The organism is Stenotrophomonas sp. YJH_SMC_91 (assembly GCF_059368495.1).
Window position 1 is genome coordinate 49,912 of the sequence record NZ_JCAFRT010000022.1, and the last position, 14,783, is coordinate 64,694.

A 14,783-nucleotide genomic window follows, 5' to 3' on the forward strand; every position below is an offset into this window, starting at 1 on the left:
GTTCAGGGTGCCAGGCAGTGCCCGGCACCCTGTCGCGATCACGGCTGGGCGATGCCCAGCTGCTGCAGCATGAATGCGTACGACTCGGACAGCTCGCGGTAACGCTGGAAGCGCCCCGACTTACCGCCGTGGCCGGCTTCCATGTTGGTGCGGAACAGGATCGGGTAGTGGCCGGTGTTGTCGTCACGCAGCTTGGCCACCCACTTGGCCGGTTCCCAGTACTGCACCTGCGAATCCCACAGGCCGGTGCCCACGAACAGCGCCGGATAGGCCTGCTTGCTGACGTTGTCGTAGGGCGAGTAGGACAGCATGTAGTCGTAGAACTGCTTCTGCTCCGGGTTGCCCCACTCGTCGTACTCGTTGGTGGTCAACGGAATGGTCGGGTCGAGCATGGTAGTCACCACGTCGACGAACGGCACCTGGGCCACCATCACGCGGTAGTCCTGCGGCGCCTGGTTGGCCACCGCGCCCATCAGCAGGCCACCGGCACTGCCCCCGGATGCCGCCACGCGATCCTTCGCCGCCCAGCCCTGTGCCACCAGGCCACGGGTGACGTCGATGAAGTCGTTGAAGGTGTTCTGCTTGTGCAGCAGCTTGCCGTTCTCGTACCAGTCGCGGCCCATTTCCTGGCCACCGCGGATGTGGGCGATGGCATACACCACGCCACGGTCGAGCAGGCTCACCGCGGTCTGGTTGAAGTACGGGTCCATCGACATGCCGTAGCTGCCATAGGCGTACTGGAACAACGCGCCCTTGCCATCCTTCTGGTAGCCCTTGCGGTAGACCAGCGACACCGGCACCTTCACGCCATCGCGCGCGGTGATCCAGACGCGATCGGTTTCGTACTTCGACGCGTCATAGCCGATCACCGGCTGCACCTTCAGCTGGCGACGCTCCCCGGTGGCGGTGTTCAGTTCGAACACGGTGGTGGGGGTGGTCATCGAGGTGTAGACGTAGCGCAACCAGGGCGTATCGGCCTCGGTGTTGTCGCCCAGGCCCATCGAGTACGCCGGCTCGTCGGCCTTCACGTAGTCGCTGCGGCCATCCTTGAACAGCAGGCGGATGCGTTCCAGGCCCTCGGAGCGTTCGGCGATGGCGGTGTAGCCATCGAACAGTTCGAAGCCTTCGATGAACACCGCATCGTCGTGCGCGATCCAGTCCTTCCACTGCGCACGCGAGGTCGCATCGGTCGGTGCGGTGACCAGCTTGAAGTTCTTCGCACCGTCATTGGTACGGATCACCCAGCGGCCATCGTAGTGGTCGGCGTCGTACTCGACATCGCGCTGGCGCGGCGCCAGCACGGTGAAGTGGGTCGGGTCGCTGGCCGGCGCGTAACGCTCTTCCGAGGACACGGTGCTGTGCACGCCGATGGTGATGAAGCGATCGTCGCGGGTGCGGCCGATGCCCATGTAGAAGCTGTCGTCCTTCTCTTCGTAGACGACGGTGTCGGCGCTGGCCGGGGTGCCCAGCACGTGCTTCTTCACGCGCACGGTCAGCAGCGTTTCCGGATCGTTCTCGACGTACAGCACGGTGCGGTTGTCGTCGGCCCAGACCAGGTCGCCCGAGCTGCCGGTGATCACATCGGGCAGCACCTTGCCGGTGGCGAGGTCCTTGAAGCGGATGGTGTACTGGCGGCGGCCGACATCATCATCGGCCCAGGCCAGCAGCTGGTTGTCCTGGCTGACTTCCATCGAGCCGACGCTGAAATAGCCCTTGCCGGCAGCCATCGCGTTGACGTCCAGCAGGATTTCCTCGGCGGCCTCCATGCTGCCCTTGCGGCGTGCGTGGATCGGGTAGTCCTGGCCGGTTTCGAAGCGGCTGTAGTACCAGTAGCCACGCTCGCGCGCCGGCACGCTGGAATCGTCCTGCTTGATGCGGCCGACGATCTCCTTGTACAGGGTGTCCTCCAGCGGCTTCAGCGGCGCCAGCAGCTGGTCGGCATAGGCATTCTCGGCCTGCAGGTAGGCCAGCATGTCCTTGTTCCCGCGCTTGTCGTCGCGCAGCCAGTAATAGTCATCGTTGCGGGTCGCGCCGAACGGCGCCTTGACCACATGCGGATGCTTGGCGGCATCCGGCGGAACGGGCGGAGTGGCGGCGGTGGCAGTGGTGGTCATCAGGCTGGCAAGCAACAGGCAGAGGGTGGATTTCATGAGATAGGGCTCCTTGAGGGGCAATGCAATGGCGTCCTTGCGCCCGAGTCTGGGTTGCGGAAGGACGGTGGGCAACCCTGCGGAACGTCATGGTGGCCATGCCTGCCGGTAGTGCCGGCCGCTGGCCGGCAACCTCACCGGCCTGCGGGTGGGTCGGTTGCCGGCCAGCGGCCGGCACTACCAGAGCGCGTGCCCCCGGTGCGCGGCGTACCATGGGCTGCATGAGTACCCTGCCCCATACGCCGGGCTACAGCCGGCGCAGCCATGAAATCGCTACGTTCCACGTGATGTCCCTGCTGGCCCGCGCGCAAGCGCTGGAACAGGCCGGCCACGACGTGATCCACCTGGAAATCGGCGAACCGGACTTCACCACCGCCGAACCGATCGTGCGTGCCGGCCAGGCCGCATTGGCCGCCGGCCATACCCGCTACACCGCCGCACGTGGCCTGCCCGCCCTGCGCCAGGCGATCAGCGGCTTCTATCGCAGCCACTACGGGCTGGACATCGACCCCGAACGCATCCTGGTCACCCCCGGCGGCTCCGGTGCGCTGCTGCTGGCCAGCAGCCTGCTGGTCGATCCCGGCCGCCACTGGCTGCTGGCCGACCCTGGTTATCCGTGCAACCGCCACTTCCTGCGCCTCGTTGAAGGCGGCGCACAGCTGGTGCCGGTCGGCCCGGACACTGCCTACCAGCTCACACCGTCGCTGGTGGAACAGCATTGGAGTGCCGACAGCGTCGGCGCGCTGGTTGCCTCACCGGCCAACCCGACCGGCACCGTGCTCTCCGCCGACGAACTGGCCGCCCTGTCGAAGACCCTGCACGCGCGCGGTGGTCACGTGGTGGTGGACGAGATCTACCACGGCCTCACCTATGGCCTGGATGCACCCAGCGTGCTGCAGGTGGATGACAGCGCATTCGTGCTGAACAGCTTTTCCAAATACTTCGGCATGACCGGTTGGCGGCTGGGCTGGCTGGTGGCACCGCCAGCAGCCGTGCCGGACCTGGAGAAACTCGCGCAGAACCTGTACATCAGCGCGTCGAGCATCGCCCAGCATGCCGCGCTCGCCTGCTTCAGCGCGGAGTCGATGGCGATCTTCGAGCAGCGTCGCGAAGCGTTCCGCCAGCGCCGCGACTTCCTGCTGCCCGCGCTGCGCGAGCTGGGCTTCCGCATCGAAGTCGAGCCGCAGGGTGCGTTCTACCTGTACGCCGATGTCAGCGCATTCACCGATGACGCACAGGCGTTCTGCGCCCATTTCCTGGAAACCGAGCACGTGGCATTCACGCCCGGGCTGGATTTCGGCTTCCATCGCGCCAACCAGCACGTGCGCCTGGCCTATACCCAGGAAGTGCCGCGGTTGCAGGAGGCGGTGGCACGGATCGCGCGTGGGTTGCAGCGTTGGCAGGGATCACGTTGACGGTAGTGCCGGCCGCTGGCCGGCAACCCGGGAATGCGTGAATGATGCGGTTGCCGGCCAGCGGCCGGCACTACCGGATAAAGAAAAACGCCGCCCCGGGGGCGGCGTTTTCCGTTCTGCCTGTCTGCTTACTTACCGCCCAACCGCTCCCACAGGAAGCTGTAGGCCAGCGCCGACATGTGTGCGGCCTGCGCATTGTTGGCTGCACCGCCGTGGCCACCTTCGATGTTCTCGTAGTAGGTCACGTCCTTGCCGGCGTCGATCATCTTCGCCGCCATCTTGCGGGCGTGGCCCGGGTGCACGCGGTCATCGCGGGTGGAGGTGGTGAACAGCACCGGCGGGTACTTCTTCTTCGCGTCGAACAGGTGGTACGGCGAGAAGGTCTTGATGAACGCCCAGTCGCTGGTATCCGGGTTGCCGTACTCGGCCATCCACGAGGCACCGGCCAACAGGTGGCTGTAGCGCTTCATGTCCAGCAGCGGCACCTGCACCACCACCGCACCGAACAGTTCCGGGTACTGGGTCAGCATGTTGCCGGTCAGCAGGCCACCGTTGCTGCCGCCCTGCACGCCCAGGTGACTGGCGCTGGTGATCTTGCGCTTGACCAGATCGCGTGCCACCGCGGCCATGTCTTCATAGGCCTTGTGGCGGTTCTGCTTCAGCGCCGCCTGGTGCCAGCGCGGGCCGTATTCGCCGCCGCCACGGATGTTGGCAACCACGTACACGCCGCCCTTCTCCAGCCAAGCGCGGCCCATGCCACCGGAGTAGCCCGGGGTCAGCGAGATCTCGAAACCACCGTAACCGTACAGCAGGGTCGGGTTGGAACCGTCCAGCTTCATCGCCTTGTCGTGCACCACGAAGTACGGCACGCGGGTGCCGTCCTTGCTGGTGGCGAAGTGCTGCTCGATCACCTTGCCCTTGGCATCGAAGAAGGCCGGCATGGTCTTCAGCGTTTCCGGAGCCTGCCCGATCTCGGCCAGCGCCAGGGTGGTCGGGGTCAGGTAGTCGGTGGCGGTCAGCCATACCGCGTCGCTGTCGTTGCTGTCGACAGCAGCCACGCCCAGCGTGCCGAAGGCCGGCGCGCCGACGAAACGGCTGGTCTGCCAGCCATTGGCGCCCGGCGTCAGCACCGACAGGCGGTTCTTGACGTCATCCAGCACGTTCAGCACCAGGTGACTCTTGGTCCAGGTGGCGCTGGCCAGCGAGGTGGTCGCGGTCGGGGTGAACAGCACGTCGAACTCACGCTTGCCGGCCAGGAAGTCATCCAGCCTGGTCGCCAGCAGCGAACCGGACGCATAGGTCTTGCCACCCACGGTCCACGGATCACGCAGCTCCAGGGTCAGCCACTGCTTGTGCAGGCCCTTCTCGGCCGAGTTCGGCGCATCGATCTTGGTCAGCGTGCCATCGTCGCCACGCAGGTAGATCTCGTTGTTGTAGAACGCCAGCGTGCGGCTGACCAGGTTGCGCTCGAAGCCCGGGGTGTCATCGTGCATCGCCGCGATGTACATGTCTTCCGGCTTGCCTTCATACACCACGCTGGCGGAGGCCATCGGCGTACCACGCTTCCACAGCTTGGCCACGCGCGGGTAGCCGGAGGTGGTCATCGAGCCGGCACCGAAGTCGGTGTAGACGAATACGGTGTCGCGATCGATCCAGTTCAGGCCGCCCTTCGACTCCGGACGGAAGAAGCCGTCCTTGATCCAGGTCTTGTTGGCCAGGTCGAACTCGCGGGTCACGTCGGCGTCGGCACCACCGCGCGACAGCGCGATCAGGCAGCGGCTGTAATCCGGGCGCAGGCAGTCGGCGCCGTGCCAGACCCAGTTCTCGCCCTCGGCCTTGTTCAGGGCATCGAGGTCAAGCACGGTTTCCCACTGCGGCGAGGCCTTGCGGTACTCGGCCAGCGTGGTGCGGCGCCACAGGCCACGCTCGTGCTGCTGGTCCTTCCAGAAGTTGTAATAGTAGTCACCGATCTTCTGCACGGCGGGAATCTTGGCATCGGAGTCGAGCACCTCGCGGATGCTGGTCTCCATCTGCTTGAAGGCCGGGGTCTGCGCCAGGCGCGCCTCGGACTTGGCGTTCTGTTCCTTGACCCAGGACAGCGGCTTGTCGCCGGTGACGTCCTCCAGCCAGGCGTAGCGATCGGTGTCTTCAGCAGCCACGGCGGTCCCCACCGAGGCAGCGGTCATCATGCCAGCCAGCAGGCAGGCGGAAGCGAGTCGAGACATTGCAGCTCCAGGCAGTCATAAGCCGTGGAACGCTAGCATGGATCGCTGCAGCCGCCCCCGTGTCGAAGGTCAGGCCGTGGCCGTAGCGCGGCGGCGACGGCGGGGCGTCCCGGCGGTGCGACGATGTGCCTGTCCACCGGTGCGACGGGCCAGCCGCAGCCACGACAGGCGCGGCACAGGGAAGCGCAGCAGCGCCCACCAGGCCACCAGCGGCATGCCCACCAGCCACATCGGCAGCCAGCCCAGCCAGGCGTTGCTGCCGCGCGCGGCTGGCCAGACCAGTACCAGCGCCAGGCCGGCCAGGGCCACCTGCTGCACGCTGCGCAGCAGGCGCGGATCGGCGCGTTCAATGATGACGCGTTCAGTTGCAGGGCGGCGGACGGAACGTGCGTTCATGGGGCTTCTCCGGTGGACAATGCAACGCAGCTTGGGCAAGGCCCTTCTCACAGGTTGCGACACCATTGACGGATCGCGCACGCTCAGTCGACCATGCTCAGGCAAAGCCCTTCTGAGCCCGCTCCCGCATGACTTCGATCCGCCCGCTCTGCGCCATGCTGTTGGCCCTGTCCCTGGCGGGCCCCGCCGTGGCCGCCAGTGAGCCGCCATCGCCCCGCGCCAGCACCCCGCGCGCGACCGACCCGGATGCGCCGATCGACCTGAAGCGCTTCATGGGCACCTGGTACGTGATCGGCCGCGTGCCGAACTTCATCGAACGTGGCCATGTGGCCAGCGTCAACGACTACGAACTGCGCGACGAGCACAAGGTCGGCATCACCTACCGCTACCGTGATGGCTTCGGCGAACCGCTGCAGGAAGTGCGTGCCCGCGCCAGCGTCGACCCGGACAGCGGCAACCACGGTTGGCGCACCTGGTTCTACCGCGTCGTGCCTACCCATTCGCGGGTGCTGGAAGTGGCACCGGATTACTCGTGGGCACTGATCGGTTACCCGGGCCGCGAGATGGCCTGGATCTTCTCGCGTACGCCGGACATGGACAAAGCCCTGTACAAGGAGCTGGCCGAACGCCTGCGGGACGAGTACGGGGTGAACACCGACAAGCTCAAGCGCGTGCCGCAGCACCCGGAGCAGGTCGGGAAGCTGGGTTACGAAGTACCGAACGTGCGTTGACCGCACGTGGGATTGCCGGCCAGCGGCCGGCACTACCCGAACGAGATGCCGGGCGCCGCCCGGCATTCTGTTATCTGCGGCTGTAATGCGCGACCAGGCGGTCGCCAAGCATCTGCAGCAGCTGCACCAGGATCAGCAGCAGGACCACGGTGACCAGCGCCACGTCGGTGTGCGAGCGCTGGTAGCCGTCGCGGAAGGCCAGGTCGCCAAGGCCACCGGAGCCGATCGCACCGCCCATCGCGGTGAAGCCGATCAGCGCGACGGTGGTGACCGTTGCGCCAGCGATCAGGCCCGGGCGCGCTTCCGGCAGCAGCACGCGGGTGACCAGCTGCCAGGTGGTGGCTCCCATCGCCTGGGTCGCTTCGATCACGCCACGGTCCACTTCGCGCAGTGCGGTCTCGACCAGGCGCGCGTAGAACGGCGCGGCACCGATGACCAGCGGCACGATCGCACCGCGTACACCCAGCGACGTCCCCATCAGGAACAGGGTGACCGGGATCAGCACGATCATCAGGATGATGAAAGGCACCGAGCGCAGCAGGTTCACCACCAGCGCCAGCACGCCATAGGCGAACGGACGGCGCTTCATCTGCGGTGCACCGAACAGGTACAGCAGCACGCCCAGCGGCAGGCCGATGGCCAGGGTCAGCGGCAGCGAACCGAGCAGCATCAGCAGGGTGTCGATGGTGGCCTGGCCGATGTCGGCCCACTTGCCCGCGTCCAGGTGGCGGAAGAATCCGCCGGCAGTAGCGATGATCATCGACGCAGCTCCTCAACATGCACGCCGGCGGCCACGAACGCGGCCTGCGCGGCGGACTGGTCGCCGCCCACCAGGGCGACCACCAGCTGGCCATACGGGGTGTCCTTGATCCGGTCGATGCGGCCGGACAGGATGTTGTAGTCGACCCCGGTCTCGCGCGCGACGCGGCCGAGCAGGGGTTCGTAGGTGTCGCCACCGAGGAAGGTCAGGCGCACGATGCGGCCACCGACGGCATCGAAATCGCGGTGCAGCGTGCCCTCGTCCACATGCTCCGATTCGCTGACGAAACGGCGCGTGGTCGGGTGCTGCGGGTGCAGGAACACCCGGGTGACCGGACCGGTTTCGACCATCTGGCCGGCATCGAGCACCGCAACGCGGTCGCAGACACGGCGGATCACGTCCATCTCGTGGGTGATCAGCACGATGGTCAGGCCCAGCTCGCGATTGATCTTCGACAGCAGCGACAGCACCGAAGCGGTGGTCTGCGGGTCGAGCGCACTGGTGGCCTCGTCGCACAGCAGGATCTGCGGACGGGTCGCCAGCGCGCGGGCGATGCCGACGCGCTGTTTCTGGCCACCGGACAGCTGCGCCGGATACTTCTGCGCATGCGCTTCGAGGCCCACAGTCTGCAGCAGCTCGGCCACGCGCGCGTCGATCTCCGTCTTCGGCGTGCCGGCCAGTTCCAGTGGGAAGGCGACATTGCCGGCCACCGTGCGCGAGGACAGCAGGTTGAAGTGCTGGAAGATCATGCCGATGCGCCGGCGCAGCGCGCGCAGGCCGTCCGCGTCCAGCGCGGTGACATCCTCACCGCCGATCAGCAGCCGGCCACCACTGGGTTCTTCCAGGCGGTTGATCATGCGGATAAGTGTCGACTTGCCGGCGCCGGAATGGCCGATGATGCCGAAAACCTCACCGGCCTCGATGGTCAGGTCCAACGGTTGCAGCGCGCTGACTTCGCGGCCGGCAACGGCATAGGATTTGTGCAGGCGCTGGAACTCGATCACGGGCGTGGCTCACCGGCTGGGTGACGGAAGGGGGCGTGCAGCCTACCAGCGCAGGCGGTCGCGCGCCCGCGCCATGGCCCAGAATGTTATTCCTTTTGGTTCTAAGAAACTGTCCCCGGTAGTGCCGGCCGCTGGCCGGCACCTGCAGCGGTCCCTCCGGCGCAAGGGGTTGCCGGCCAGCGGCCGGCACTACCCCCGGGCTCAGGGATGATCCAGCGGCTTCGGCGGTTCCTGCCGGTTTACCCGCTCGCGATGCAGCAGGTACAGCCCCGAGGCGACGATGATCGCCGCTCCCACCCAGGTATAGCCGTCCGGCAGCTGGCCCCAGAAGGCCAGATCCCAGCCGATCACCCAGACCAGGCCGCTGTACTCCAGCGGCGCGATCATCGAGGCCTCGCCCAGCTGGAAGGCCTTGGTCAGGGCAATCTGGCCCAGCGCCCCGGCCAGGCCCATGCCGGCAATCAAAGGCGCGTGTGCCAGCTGCAGCGGTACCCAGCCGGGAATGGCGAGCAGGCCGGCGCCGATGGCCATGATCACCAGGAACCAGACCACCATCGACTGCGAGGTATCGGTGCGGGTCAGCAGGCTGACCGTGATCGCCGCCACGGCATAGGCCGTTGCCGCCGCCAGCACCATCAGGCCGGGCACCGAAATGAAGCCATCCACGCCCGGCCGCAGCACCACCAGCACGCCCACCAGGCCAATGCCGATGGCGACCCAGCGCCGCGGCCCGACCCGCTCGCCCAGCAACGGCACCGACAGCGCGGCGATCAGCAGCGGGGCAACGAAGTAGATGGTGTAGGCGGTGGACAGCGGCAGGTCGCGCAGGGCGAACACGAAGCAGCCGATCATCGCCATGCCCAACGCGCCACGCAGCAGGTGCAGGCCCCAGCGCCGCGGCACCAGCGAACGTGGGCCGGCACTGACCAGCACCCACACCAGCACGAACGGCAACGAGGCCGCACCACGCAGGAAAGTCACTTCCAGGGTCGGATAGCTGGCCGACAGCTGCTTCATGCCAGCGTCCATCAGCGAGAAACAGGCGACCGCAGCGACCATCCAGGCCACCGCACGCGAAGGGGAGCGTTGCACGTTCATGGCCCATTATCGCCGACCGCACCGGATTGTAGGGCGGCCGCCGAGCATGGGCCGGGCTCCACAGAAAGCGGGCACGCGGGCCGGCACGATAGAATGATCGCCACTGAAACCTGCGGAGCATCGCCCATGCCTTCCTTCGACGTCGTGTCCGAAGTCGACACCCACGAGCTGACCAACGCCATCGACCAGGCCAACCGCGAACTGGCCACCCGCTTCGACTTCAAGGGCGTGGACGCAAAGTTCGAGCGCGACGGCGATGTCATCAATCAGTTCGCGCCGACCGAATTCCAGCTCAAGCAGATGAACGACATCCTGCGTGCTCGCCTGGCCGCGCGCGGCATCGACGTGCTCAGCCTGGAGTTCGGCGACATCGAGACCAACCTGGCCCAGGCCCGGCAGAAGATCACCGTCAAGCAGGGCATCGAGCAGAAGATCGCCAAGAAGATCGCGGCGGCCCTGAAGGACGCCAAGCTGAAGGTGGAAAGCCAGATCAACGGCGACAAGCTGCGCGTGCAGGGCAAGAAGCGCGATGACCTGCAGGACGCCATCGCCGTGCTCAAGGCCGGCAAGTTCGAGCTGCCGCTGCAGTTCAACAATTTCCGCGACTGAGCCACCTGCCGGGAATCCCCCGGCGCTGCCAGCCGCAGGTACGACGGCGCGTTGCCAGCGACGCGCCTACAATGTCGGCCCCGCCAGCCGACGTGCCCGCCATGACCGATTCCGACCTGCCCATCGATGACCCGATCGCCGCGACCCGCCTGTGGCTGGAGCGCATCGTCATCGGCCTGAACCTGTGCCCGTTCGCCAAGGCGGTATACGTGAAGGACCAGGTCCGCATCGTGCTCAGCGATGCGACCACGACAGAAGCGCTGGTTGAACAGCTGGCCGAGGAGCTGGTGCTGCTGCGCGACACGCCGGCCGAGCAGATCGACACGACGCTGATCGTGCATCCGCAGGTGCTGAGCGATTTCCTCGACTACAACGACTTCCTCGACAACGCCGATGCGGCGATCGAGGCACTGGACCTGCAGGGGATCCTGCAGGTGGCCAGCTTCCATCCGGATTACCAGTTCGAGGGCGTGGCCGCCGACGACGCCAGCAACTACACCAACCGCGCGCCCTTCCCCACCCTGCACCTGCTGCGCGAAGACAGCGTGGCGCGCGCGGTGGATGTGTATCCGGACCCGGACGTGATTGTCGAGCGCAACATCCAGACCCTGGACCGCATCGGCGTGGACGGCTGGCATCGTCGCCTGCGCGGCGAAGACCTGACGTGAGCACGGTGCCGCCGATTGCCGCATGGCCGGCCGCGCCACTGTCGGGCAAGGTGGTGCTGGTCACCGGCGGCGCCAACGGCATCGGTCGCGGTATTGCCCAGGCCGTGCTCGGTGCCGGCGGACGCGTGCTGATCGGCGACCTCGATAGGGAGGCCGGCCAGGCCTGCCTGGACGAATGGCAGCGCGGTGAGGATGCCGCGTTCCAGCGTTTGGACATCACCGACGAAGCCAGCGTGCGCGACTTCATCGCCGAGGCGCTGCAGCGTTTCGGCCACATCGACGGGCTGGTCAACAATGCCGGCATCGCCGGGCCGCACGGCACGCGGCTGCAGGACATGGACTGGCACGAATGGCAACGCCGGCTGTCGTCGCTGCATGGCGCCTTCCTGTGCAGCAAGCACGCGCTGCCGGCGCTGACGGACAGTGCTGCGGGCGCGATCATCAACATCGCCTCCACCCGCGCCTGGCAATCCGAAGCGCACAGCGAGGCCTATGCGGCGGCCAAGGGTGGCCTGGTGGCCTTCACCCATGCGCTGGCGATCAGCGCCGGCCCGGCGGTGCGGGTAAACAGCATCAGCCCCGGCTGGGTCGGTACCACTGCGTGGCAGGCACCCTCACGGCGCCATGAACCAGAGTACTCGGCCATCGACCACGCACAGCATCCGGTCGGCCGGGTCGGCCGCCCTGAAGATATCGGTGCACTGGCGGTGTACCTGCTGTCGTCGCTGTCCGGTTTCAGCACCGGCCAGGACTTCATCGTCGACGGCGGCATGACCCGGAAGATGATCTACGCCGAATGACCGGTCTTCGGTAGTGCCGGCCGCTGGCCGGCATTCCGGCAGACCCACGCCATGCGTGGATGGCGGTGAAGTGCCAACCAGGGTTGGCACCCACCACAACGGTTTACGCCATGCCCGAGTGGCGCAGCAGCGCGTCGATCTGCGGCGCGCGCCCACGGAAGGCCTTGAAGTTCTCCGCCGCCGGGCGGCTGCCACCGCGCGACAGGATCTCATCGCGGAAGCGTGCACCGGTCTCGGCCAGTGCCTGCGGCGCTTCCTCGAACGCCGCATAGGCGTCGGCACTGAGCACTTCAGCCCACTTGTAGCTGTAGTAACCGGCCGCGTAGCCGCCAGCAAAGATGTGGCTGAACTGGTGCGGGAAGCGATTCCAGACCGGCGGGTGATTCACCGCCACTTCCGCGCGCACGCGATCAAGCAGCGCCAGCACGCTGTCCTGCGCCGGTTCGAACTGGCTGTGCAACAGCATGTCGAACAGGCCGAACTCCAGCTGGCGCACCGTGGCCATGCCGCTGTGGAAGTTGCGCGCGGCCAGCATGCGCTCGTACAGCCCGCGCGGCAGCGGTTCGCCCGTGTCCACGTGCGCGGTCATGGCCTGCAGGTGCTCCCACTCCCAGCAGAAGTTCTCCATGAACTGGCTGGGCAGTTCCACTGCATCCCATTCCACGCCATTGATGCCGGCCACGCCCAGCTCACCGATGCGGGTCAGCAGCTGGTGCAGGCCATGGCCCATCTCATGGAACAGCGTGGTCACTTCGTTGTGGCTGAAGGTCGCCGGCTTGCCGTTGGCACCGCGGCCGAAGTTGCACACCAGGTAGACCAGCGGCGTCTGTACGCTGCCGTCCGCGCGCACGCGACGGTTGCGGCAATCGTCCATCCACGCGCCACCACGCTTGCCCTCGCGCGCATACAGGTCCAGATAGAACTGGCCGACCAGCGCGCCCTGCGCATCGACCAGACGGAAGAAGCGCACGTCGTCATGCCACACCGGTGCGCTGTCCTCCTGCACGCGCAGGCCGTACAGCTGCTCGATCACCGAGAACAGGCCGCCAAGCACCTTCGGTTCGGTGAAGTACTGCTTCACTTCCTGTTCGGAATAGCTGTAACGGGCCTGCTTCAGGCGGTCGGCGGCGAACGCCAGGTCCCAGGCCTCCAGGCTGTCGATGCCCAGCTGCTCGCGTGCGAACTGCTCCAGGTCGGCCCGGTCCCTGGCCGCGAACGGCTTGGCGCGCGCGGCCAGGTCACGCAGGAAACCCAGCACTTCGGCCGGGTCCTGCGCCATCTTGGTCGCTACCGAATAATCGCCATACGAATCGAAGCCGAGCAGCGCGGCCAGTTCAGCGCGCAGGGCGAGGATCCGATCGATGTTGCCGCTGTTGTCCAGGGACTCATCGCCGAATTCGGACGCACGCTGTGCGCTGGCGCGGTACAGGATCTCGCGCAGGTCGCGGTCCTCACCCCAGGTCTGCACCGGCAGGTAGCACGGCATCTGCAGGGTCAGTTTCCAGCCGGCCTTGCCGTCCTTCTGTGCTGCGGCATGCGCGGCGGCCTTCACGTCTTCCGGCAGGCCCTTCAGCCGCGCTTCGTCCTCGATGATCAGCGACCAGGCATCGGTAGCGTCGAGCACGTTCTGCGAGAACTTCGCCGACAGCGCCGACAGTTCCTCCTTGATCGCCGCGAAGCGCTGCTGCGCCTCCGGCGCCAGCTCGGCACCACCGAGGCGGAAATCGCGCAGGGTGTTGTCCAGCACCTTGCGCTGGGCCGCGTCGAAGCGCGCCGCCTCGGCACTGGCGGCCAGCGTCTGGTACTGGCGGTACAACGCCAGGTTCTGGCCCAGCGCGCTGGCGAAGCGGGTCACCCGCGGCAGGTTGCTGTTGTAGGCCTCACGCAGTTCCGGGGTGTTGACCACGCCCTGCAGGTGGCCGACCAGACCCCAGGCGCGCCACAGGCGCTCGGTGGCGTCATCCAGCGGGGCAACGAAGGTCTGCCAGGTGACCGGCTGCAGCTGCTCGGCGGCGCTGACGGCGGCTTCGGCCTCGGCCAGCAGCACGTCCAGCGCCGGCGCCACGTGCTCGGGGCGGATGGCCTCGAAGCGCGGCAGGCCGGAAAAATCGAGCAGGGGGTTGGCAACGGTCACGGCAGATCTCCAGGGTACGGGCCCGGCAGGCGGGCAGCATGCAGGATATGGCGCTGGCAGGCGGGGCTGACAAGGGGGCACGGCCCGGCATTCACGTCGGCCTTACGGTCGCGCACCGAAGCTCTGGCTGCGGGGGAGTCCGCAGCGGTACGCACCGAATGAGGCCCTACATGGAAGGTCTGGCTGCAGTTGCATCCGCCTCACCGGCCCGGTCACTGGCATTGTCCGCCAGCCCGGCCGAACTGACCTGGATCGCCGCATTGTGCGATGCCGGCGATGACGCCCCGCGCCATCTGCAGCAGTTGCAGGCAGTGCTGCAGCAGGGCGGCACGTTCAACGATGCGCAGGAGTGGTACCCGTTCGAGGTGATCGAACGCGGCGCCAGCCAGCTGCGGCTGGGCCATGAGCGCGAGTTCGCGATCTGCGTGCTGCTGTGGCTGCAGGCGCTGGCCCAGGGCCGAGCGAGCATCCTGGACCCGAGCCTGCATCTGGATGATCGCGCGATGGACATCGAGGCCTTGCCCGATGCACTGCGCGACGCGGTGCTGGACGCGTTCACTGCAGCGGGATATTGAGACGCCCCGGCGACCGGGTAGAGTCGACTGTTAGTCGACTTTCGCGCGCAGCGCGGGATTTTCGCGACCTGAACCTGGAGCAGTCGACTAACTGTGTAAACCCACCACGTTGTTCAGCAGGACTCTGGAAATAGGTGGCTGGCCACCGATCCCCATGTGAGGGCGGTGCCAGTTGTAGTGGTGCAGCCATTGGGTCAGCACGGAATTGCGCTGGTCCG

The 14,783-nt window shown here is 66.9% G+C and carries 14 protein-coding genes; 6 read left to right on the forward strand and 8 right to left on the reverse strand.

The window, feature by feature from the left end; all coding sequences use genetic code 11:
- Positions 1-38: 38 nt before the first annotated feature.
- Positions 39-2,150, reverse strand: coding sequence for a S9 family peptidase (locus AC5P5X_RS19220; protein ID WP_111189692.1), 2,112 nt, complete (start codon positions 2,148-2,150; stop codon positions 39-41).
- A gap of 221 nt (positions 2,151-2,371) precedes the next feature.
- Between AC5P5X_RS19220 and AC5P5X_RS19225 the strand changes: the two genes are divergently transcribed.
- The gene (locus AC5P5X_RS19225; protein WP_181453880.1) at positions 2,372-3,565 is read left to right on the forward strand and encodes a pyridoxal phosphate-dependent aminotransferase; all 1,194 of its coding nucleotides are present in this window, start codon (positions 2,372-2,374) and stop codon (positions 3,563-3,565) included.
- 128 nt (positions 3,566-3,693) lie between these two features.
- Here the strand turns inward: AC5P5X_RS19225 and AC5P5X_RS19230 are convergent, their stop codons facing one another.
- Both AC5P5X_RS19230 and AC5P5X_RS19235 read right to left on the reverse strand, forming a co-directional pair.
- Entirely contained in the window at positions 3,694-5,790 is a 2,097-nt protein-coding gene (locus tag AC5P5X_RS19230; RefSeq protein WP_088611115.1) for a prolyl oligopeptidase family serine peptidase, read from the reverse strand.
- Between the two features lie 69 nt (positions 5,791-5,859).
- Entirely contained in the window at positions 5,860-6,186 is a 327-nt protein-coding gene (locus AC5P5X_RS19235; RefSeq protein WP_024957062.1) for a hypothetical protein, read from the reverse strand.
- A 128-nt stretch (positions 6,187-6,314) separates the two neighbouring features.
- Here AC5P5X_RS19235 and AC5P5X_RS19240 point away from each other — a divergent pair, with 128 nt between their 5' ends.
- Positions 6,315-6,917 carry a lipocalin family protein gene (locus AC5P5X_RS19240; RefSeq protein WP_005411103.1) on the forward strand — a complete coding sequence of 201 codons (603 nt, stop codon included), beginning with the start codon at positions 6,315-6,317 and terminating at the stop codon, positions 6,915-6,917.
- Positions 6,918-6,987: 70 nt separating this feature from the next.
- Here AC5P5X_RS19240 and AC5P5X_RS19245 read toward each other — a convergent pair whose 3' ends face one another.
- The 3 genes from AC5P5X_RS19245 to AC5P5X_RS19255 form a co-directional block, all read right to left on the reverse strand.
- On the reverse strand, positions 6,988-7,677 hold the full coding sequence (locus AC5P5X_RS19245) for a methionine ABC transporter permease (RefSeq protein WP_005411104.1): 690 nt from the start codon (positions 7,675-7,677) through the stop codon (positions 6,988-6,990).
- A complete protein-coding gene (locus tag AC5P5X_RS19250; RefSeq protein ID WP_005411105.1) occupies positions 7,674-8,681 on the reverse strand; it encodes a methionine ABC transporter ATP-binding protein in 1,008 nt (335 codons plus the stop codon). The genes AC5P5X_RS19245 and AC5P5X_RS19250 overlap by 4 nt, the downstream gene beginning before the upstream one ends.
- Positions 8,682-8,882: 201 nt before the next feature.
- Positions 8,883-9,779, reverse strand: a complete 897-nt coding sequence (locus AC5P5X_RS19255; RefSeq protein ID WP_005411106.1) for a DMT family transporter — start codon at positions 9,777-9,779, stop codon at positions 8,883-8,885.
- A 126-nt stretch (positions 9,780-9,905) separates the two neighbouring features.
- On the opposite strand from AC5P5X_RS19255, the gene AC5P5X_RS19260 reads away from it, so the two are divergent.
- From AC5P5X_RS19260 to AC5P5X_RS19270, 3 genes are all read left to right on the forward strand, one after another.
- Positions 9,906-10,388, forward strand: a complete 483-nt coding sequence (locus AC5P5X_RS19260; RefSeq protein WP_005411107.1) for a YajQ family cyclic di-GMP-binding protein — start codon at positions 9,906-9,908, stop codon at positions 10,386-10,388.
- 101 nt (positions 10,389-10,489) lie between these two features.
- Positions 10,490-11,056: a DUF1415 domain-containing protein gene (locus AC5P5X_RS19265; protein WP_043035533.1), complete on the forward strand. Its 567-nt coding sequence runs from the start codon at positions 10,490-10,492 to the stop codon at positions 11,054-11,056.
- Positions 11,053-11,856, forward strand: a complete 804-nt coding sequence (locus AC5P5X_RS19270; RefSeq protein WP_012481308.1) for an SDR family oxidoreductase — start codon at positions 11,053-11,055, stop codon at positions 11,854-11,856. The genes AC5P5X_RS19265 and AC5P5X_RS19270 overlap by 4 nt, the downstream gene beginning before the upstream one ends.
- 103 nt (positions 11,857-11,959) lie before the next feature.
- Here AC5P5X_RS19270 and AC5P5X_RS19275 read toward each other — a convergent pair whose 3' ends face one another.
- A complete protein-coding gene (locus AC5P5X_RS19275; RefSeq protein WP_111189811.1) occupies positions 11,960-13,990 on the reverse strand; it encodes a M3 family metallopeptidase in 2,031 nt (676 codons plus the stop codon).
- A 170-nt stretch (positions 13,991-14,160) separates the two neighbouring features.
- On the opposite strand from AC5P5X_RS19275, the gene AC5P5X_RS19280 reads away from it, so the two are divergent.
- Positions 14,161-14,565 (forward strand): hypothetical protein, encoded by a 405-nt coding sequence (locus AC5P5X_RS19280; RefSeq protein ID WP_049461475.1) that lies wholly within the window; start codon positions 14,161-14,163, stop codon positions 14,563-14,565.
- Positions 14,566-14,652: 87 nt separating this feature from the next.
- On the opposite strand, the gene AC5P5X_RS19285 is transcribed toward AC5P5X_RS19280, so the two are convergent.
- On the reverse strand, positions 14,653-14,783 hold a 131-nt coding region (locus tag AC5P5X_RS19285), incomplete at its 5' end, for an integrase core domain-containing protein (RefSeq protein ID WP_141097864.1).

Excerpts from the sequence above, each read along its gene's own strand:
- AC5P5X_RS19220 (WP_111189692.1), bottom strand. The coding sequence starts at position 2,150 with ATGAAATCCACCCTCTGCCTGTTGCTTGCCAGCCTGATGACCACCACT.
- AC5P5X_RS19225 (WP_181453880.1), top strand. The coding sequence starts at position 2,372 with ATGAGTACCCTGCCCCATACGCCGGGCTACAGCCGGCGCAGCCATGAA.
- AC5P5X_RS19230 (WP_088611115.1), bottom strand. The coding sequence starts at position 5,790 with ATGTCTCGACTCGCTTCCGCCTGCCTGCTGGCTGGCATGATGACCGCT.
- AC5P5X_RS19235 (WP_024957062.1), bottom strand. The coding sequence starts at position 6,186 with ATGAACGCACGTTCCGTCCGCCGCCCTGCAACTGAACGCGTCATCATT.
- AC5P5X_RS19240 (WP_005411103.1), top strand. The coding sequence starts at position 6,315 with ATGACTTCGATCCGCCCGCTCTGCGCCATGCTGTTGGCCCTGTCCCTG.
- AC5P5X_RS19245 (WP_005411104.1), bottom strand. The coding sequence starts at position 7,677 with ATGATCATCGCTACTGCCGGCGGATTCTTCCGCCACCTGGACGCGGGC.
- AC5P5X_RS19255 (WP_005411106.1), bottom strand. The coding sequence starts at position 9,779 with ATGAACGTGCAACGCTCCCCTTCGCGTGCGGTGGCCTGGATGGTCGCT.
- AC5P5X_RS19260 (WP_005411107.1), top strand. The coding sequence starts at position 9,906 with ATGCCTTCCTTCGACGTCGTGTCCGAAGTCGACACCCACGAGCTGACC.
- AC5P5X_RS19265 (WP_043035533.1), top strand. The coding sequence starts at position 10,490 with ATGACCGATTCCGACCTGCCCATCGATGACCCGATCGCCGCGACCCGC.
- AC5P5X_RS19280 (WP_049461475.1), top strand. The coding sequence starts at position 14,161 with ATGGAAGGTCTGGCTGCAGTTGCATCCGCCTCACCGGCCCGGTCACTG.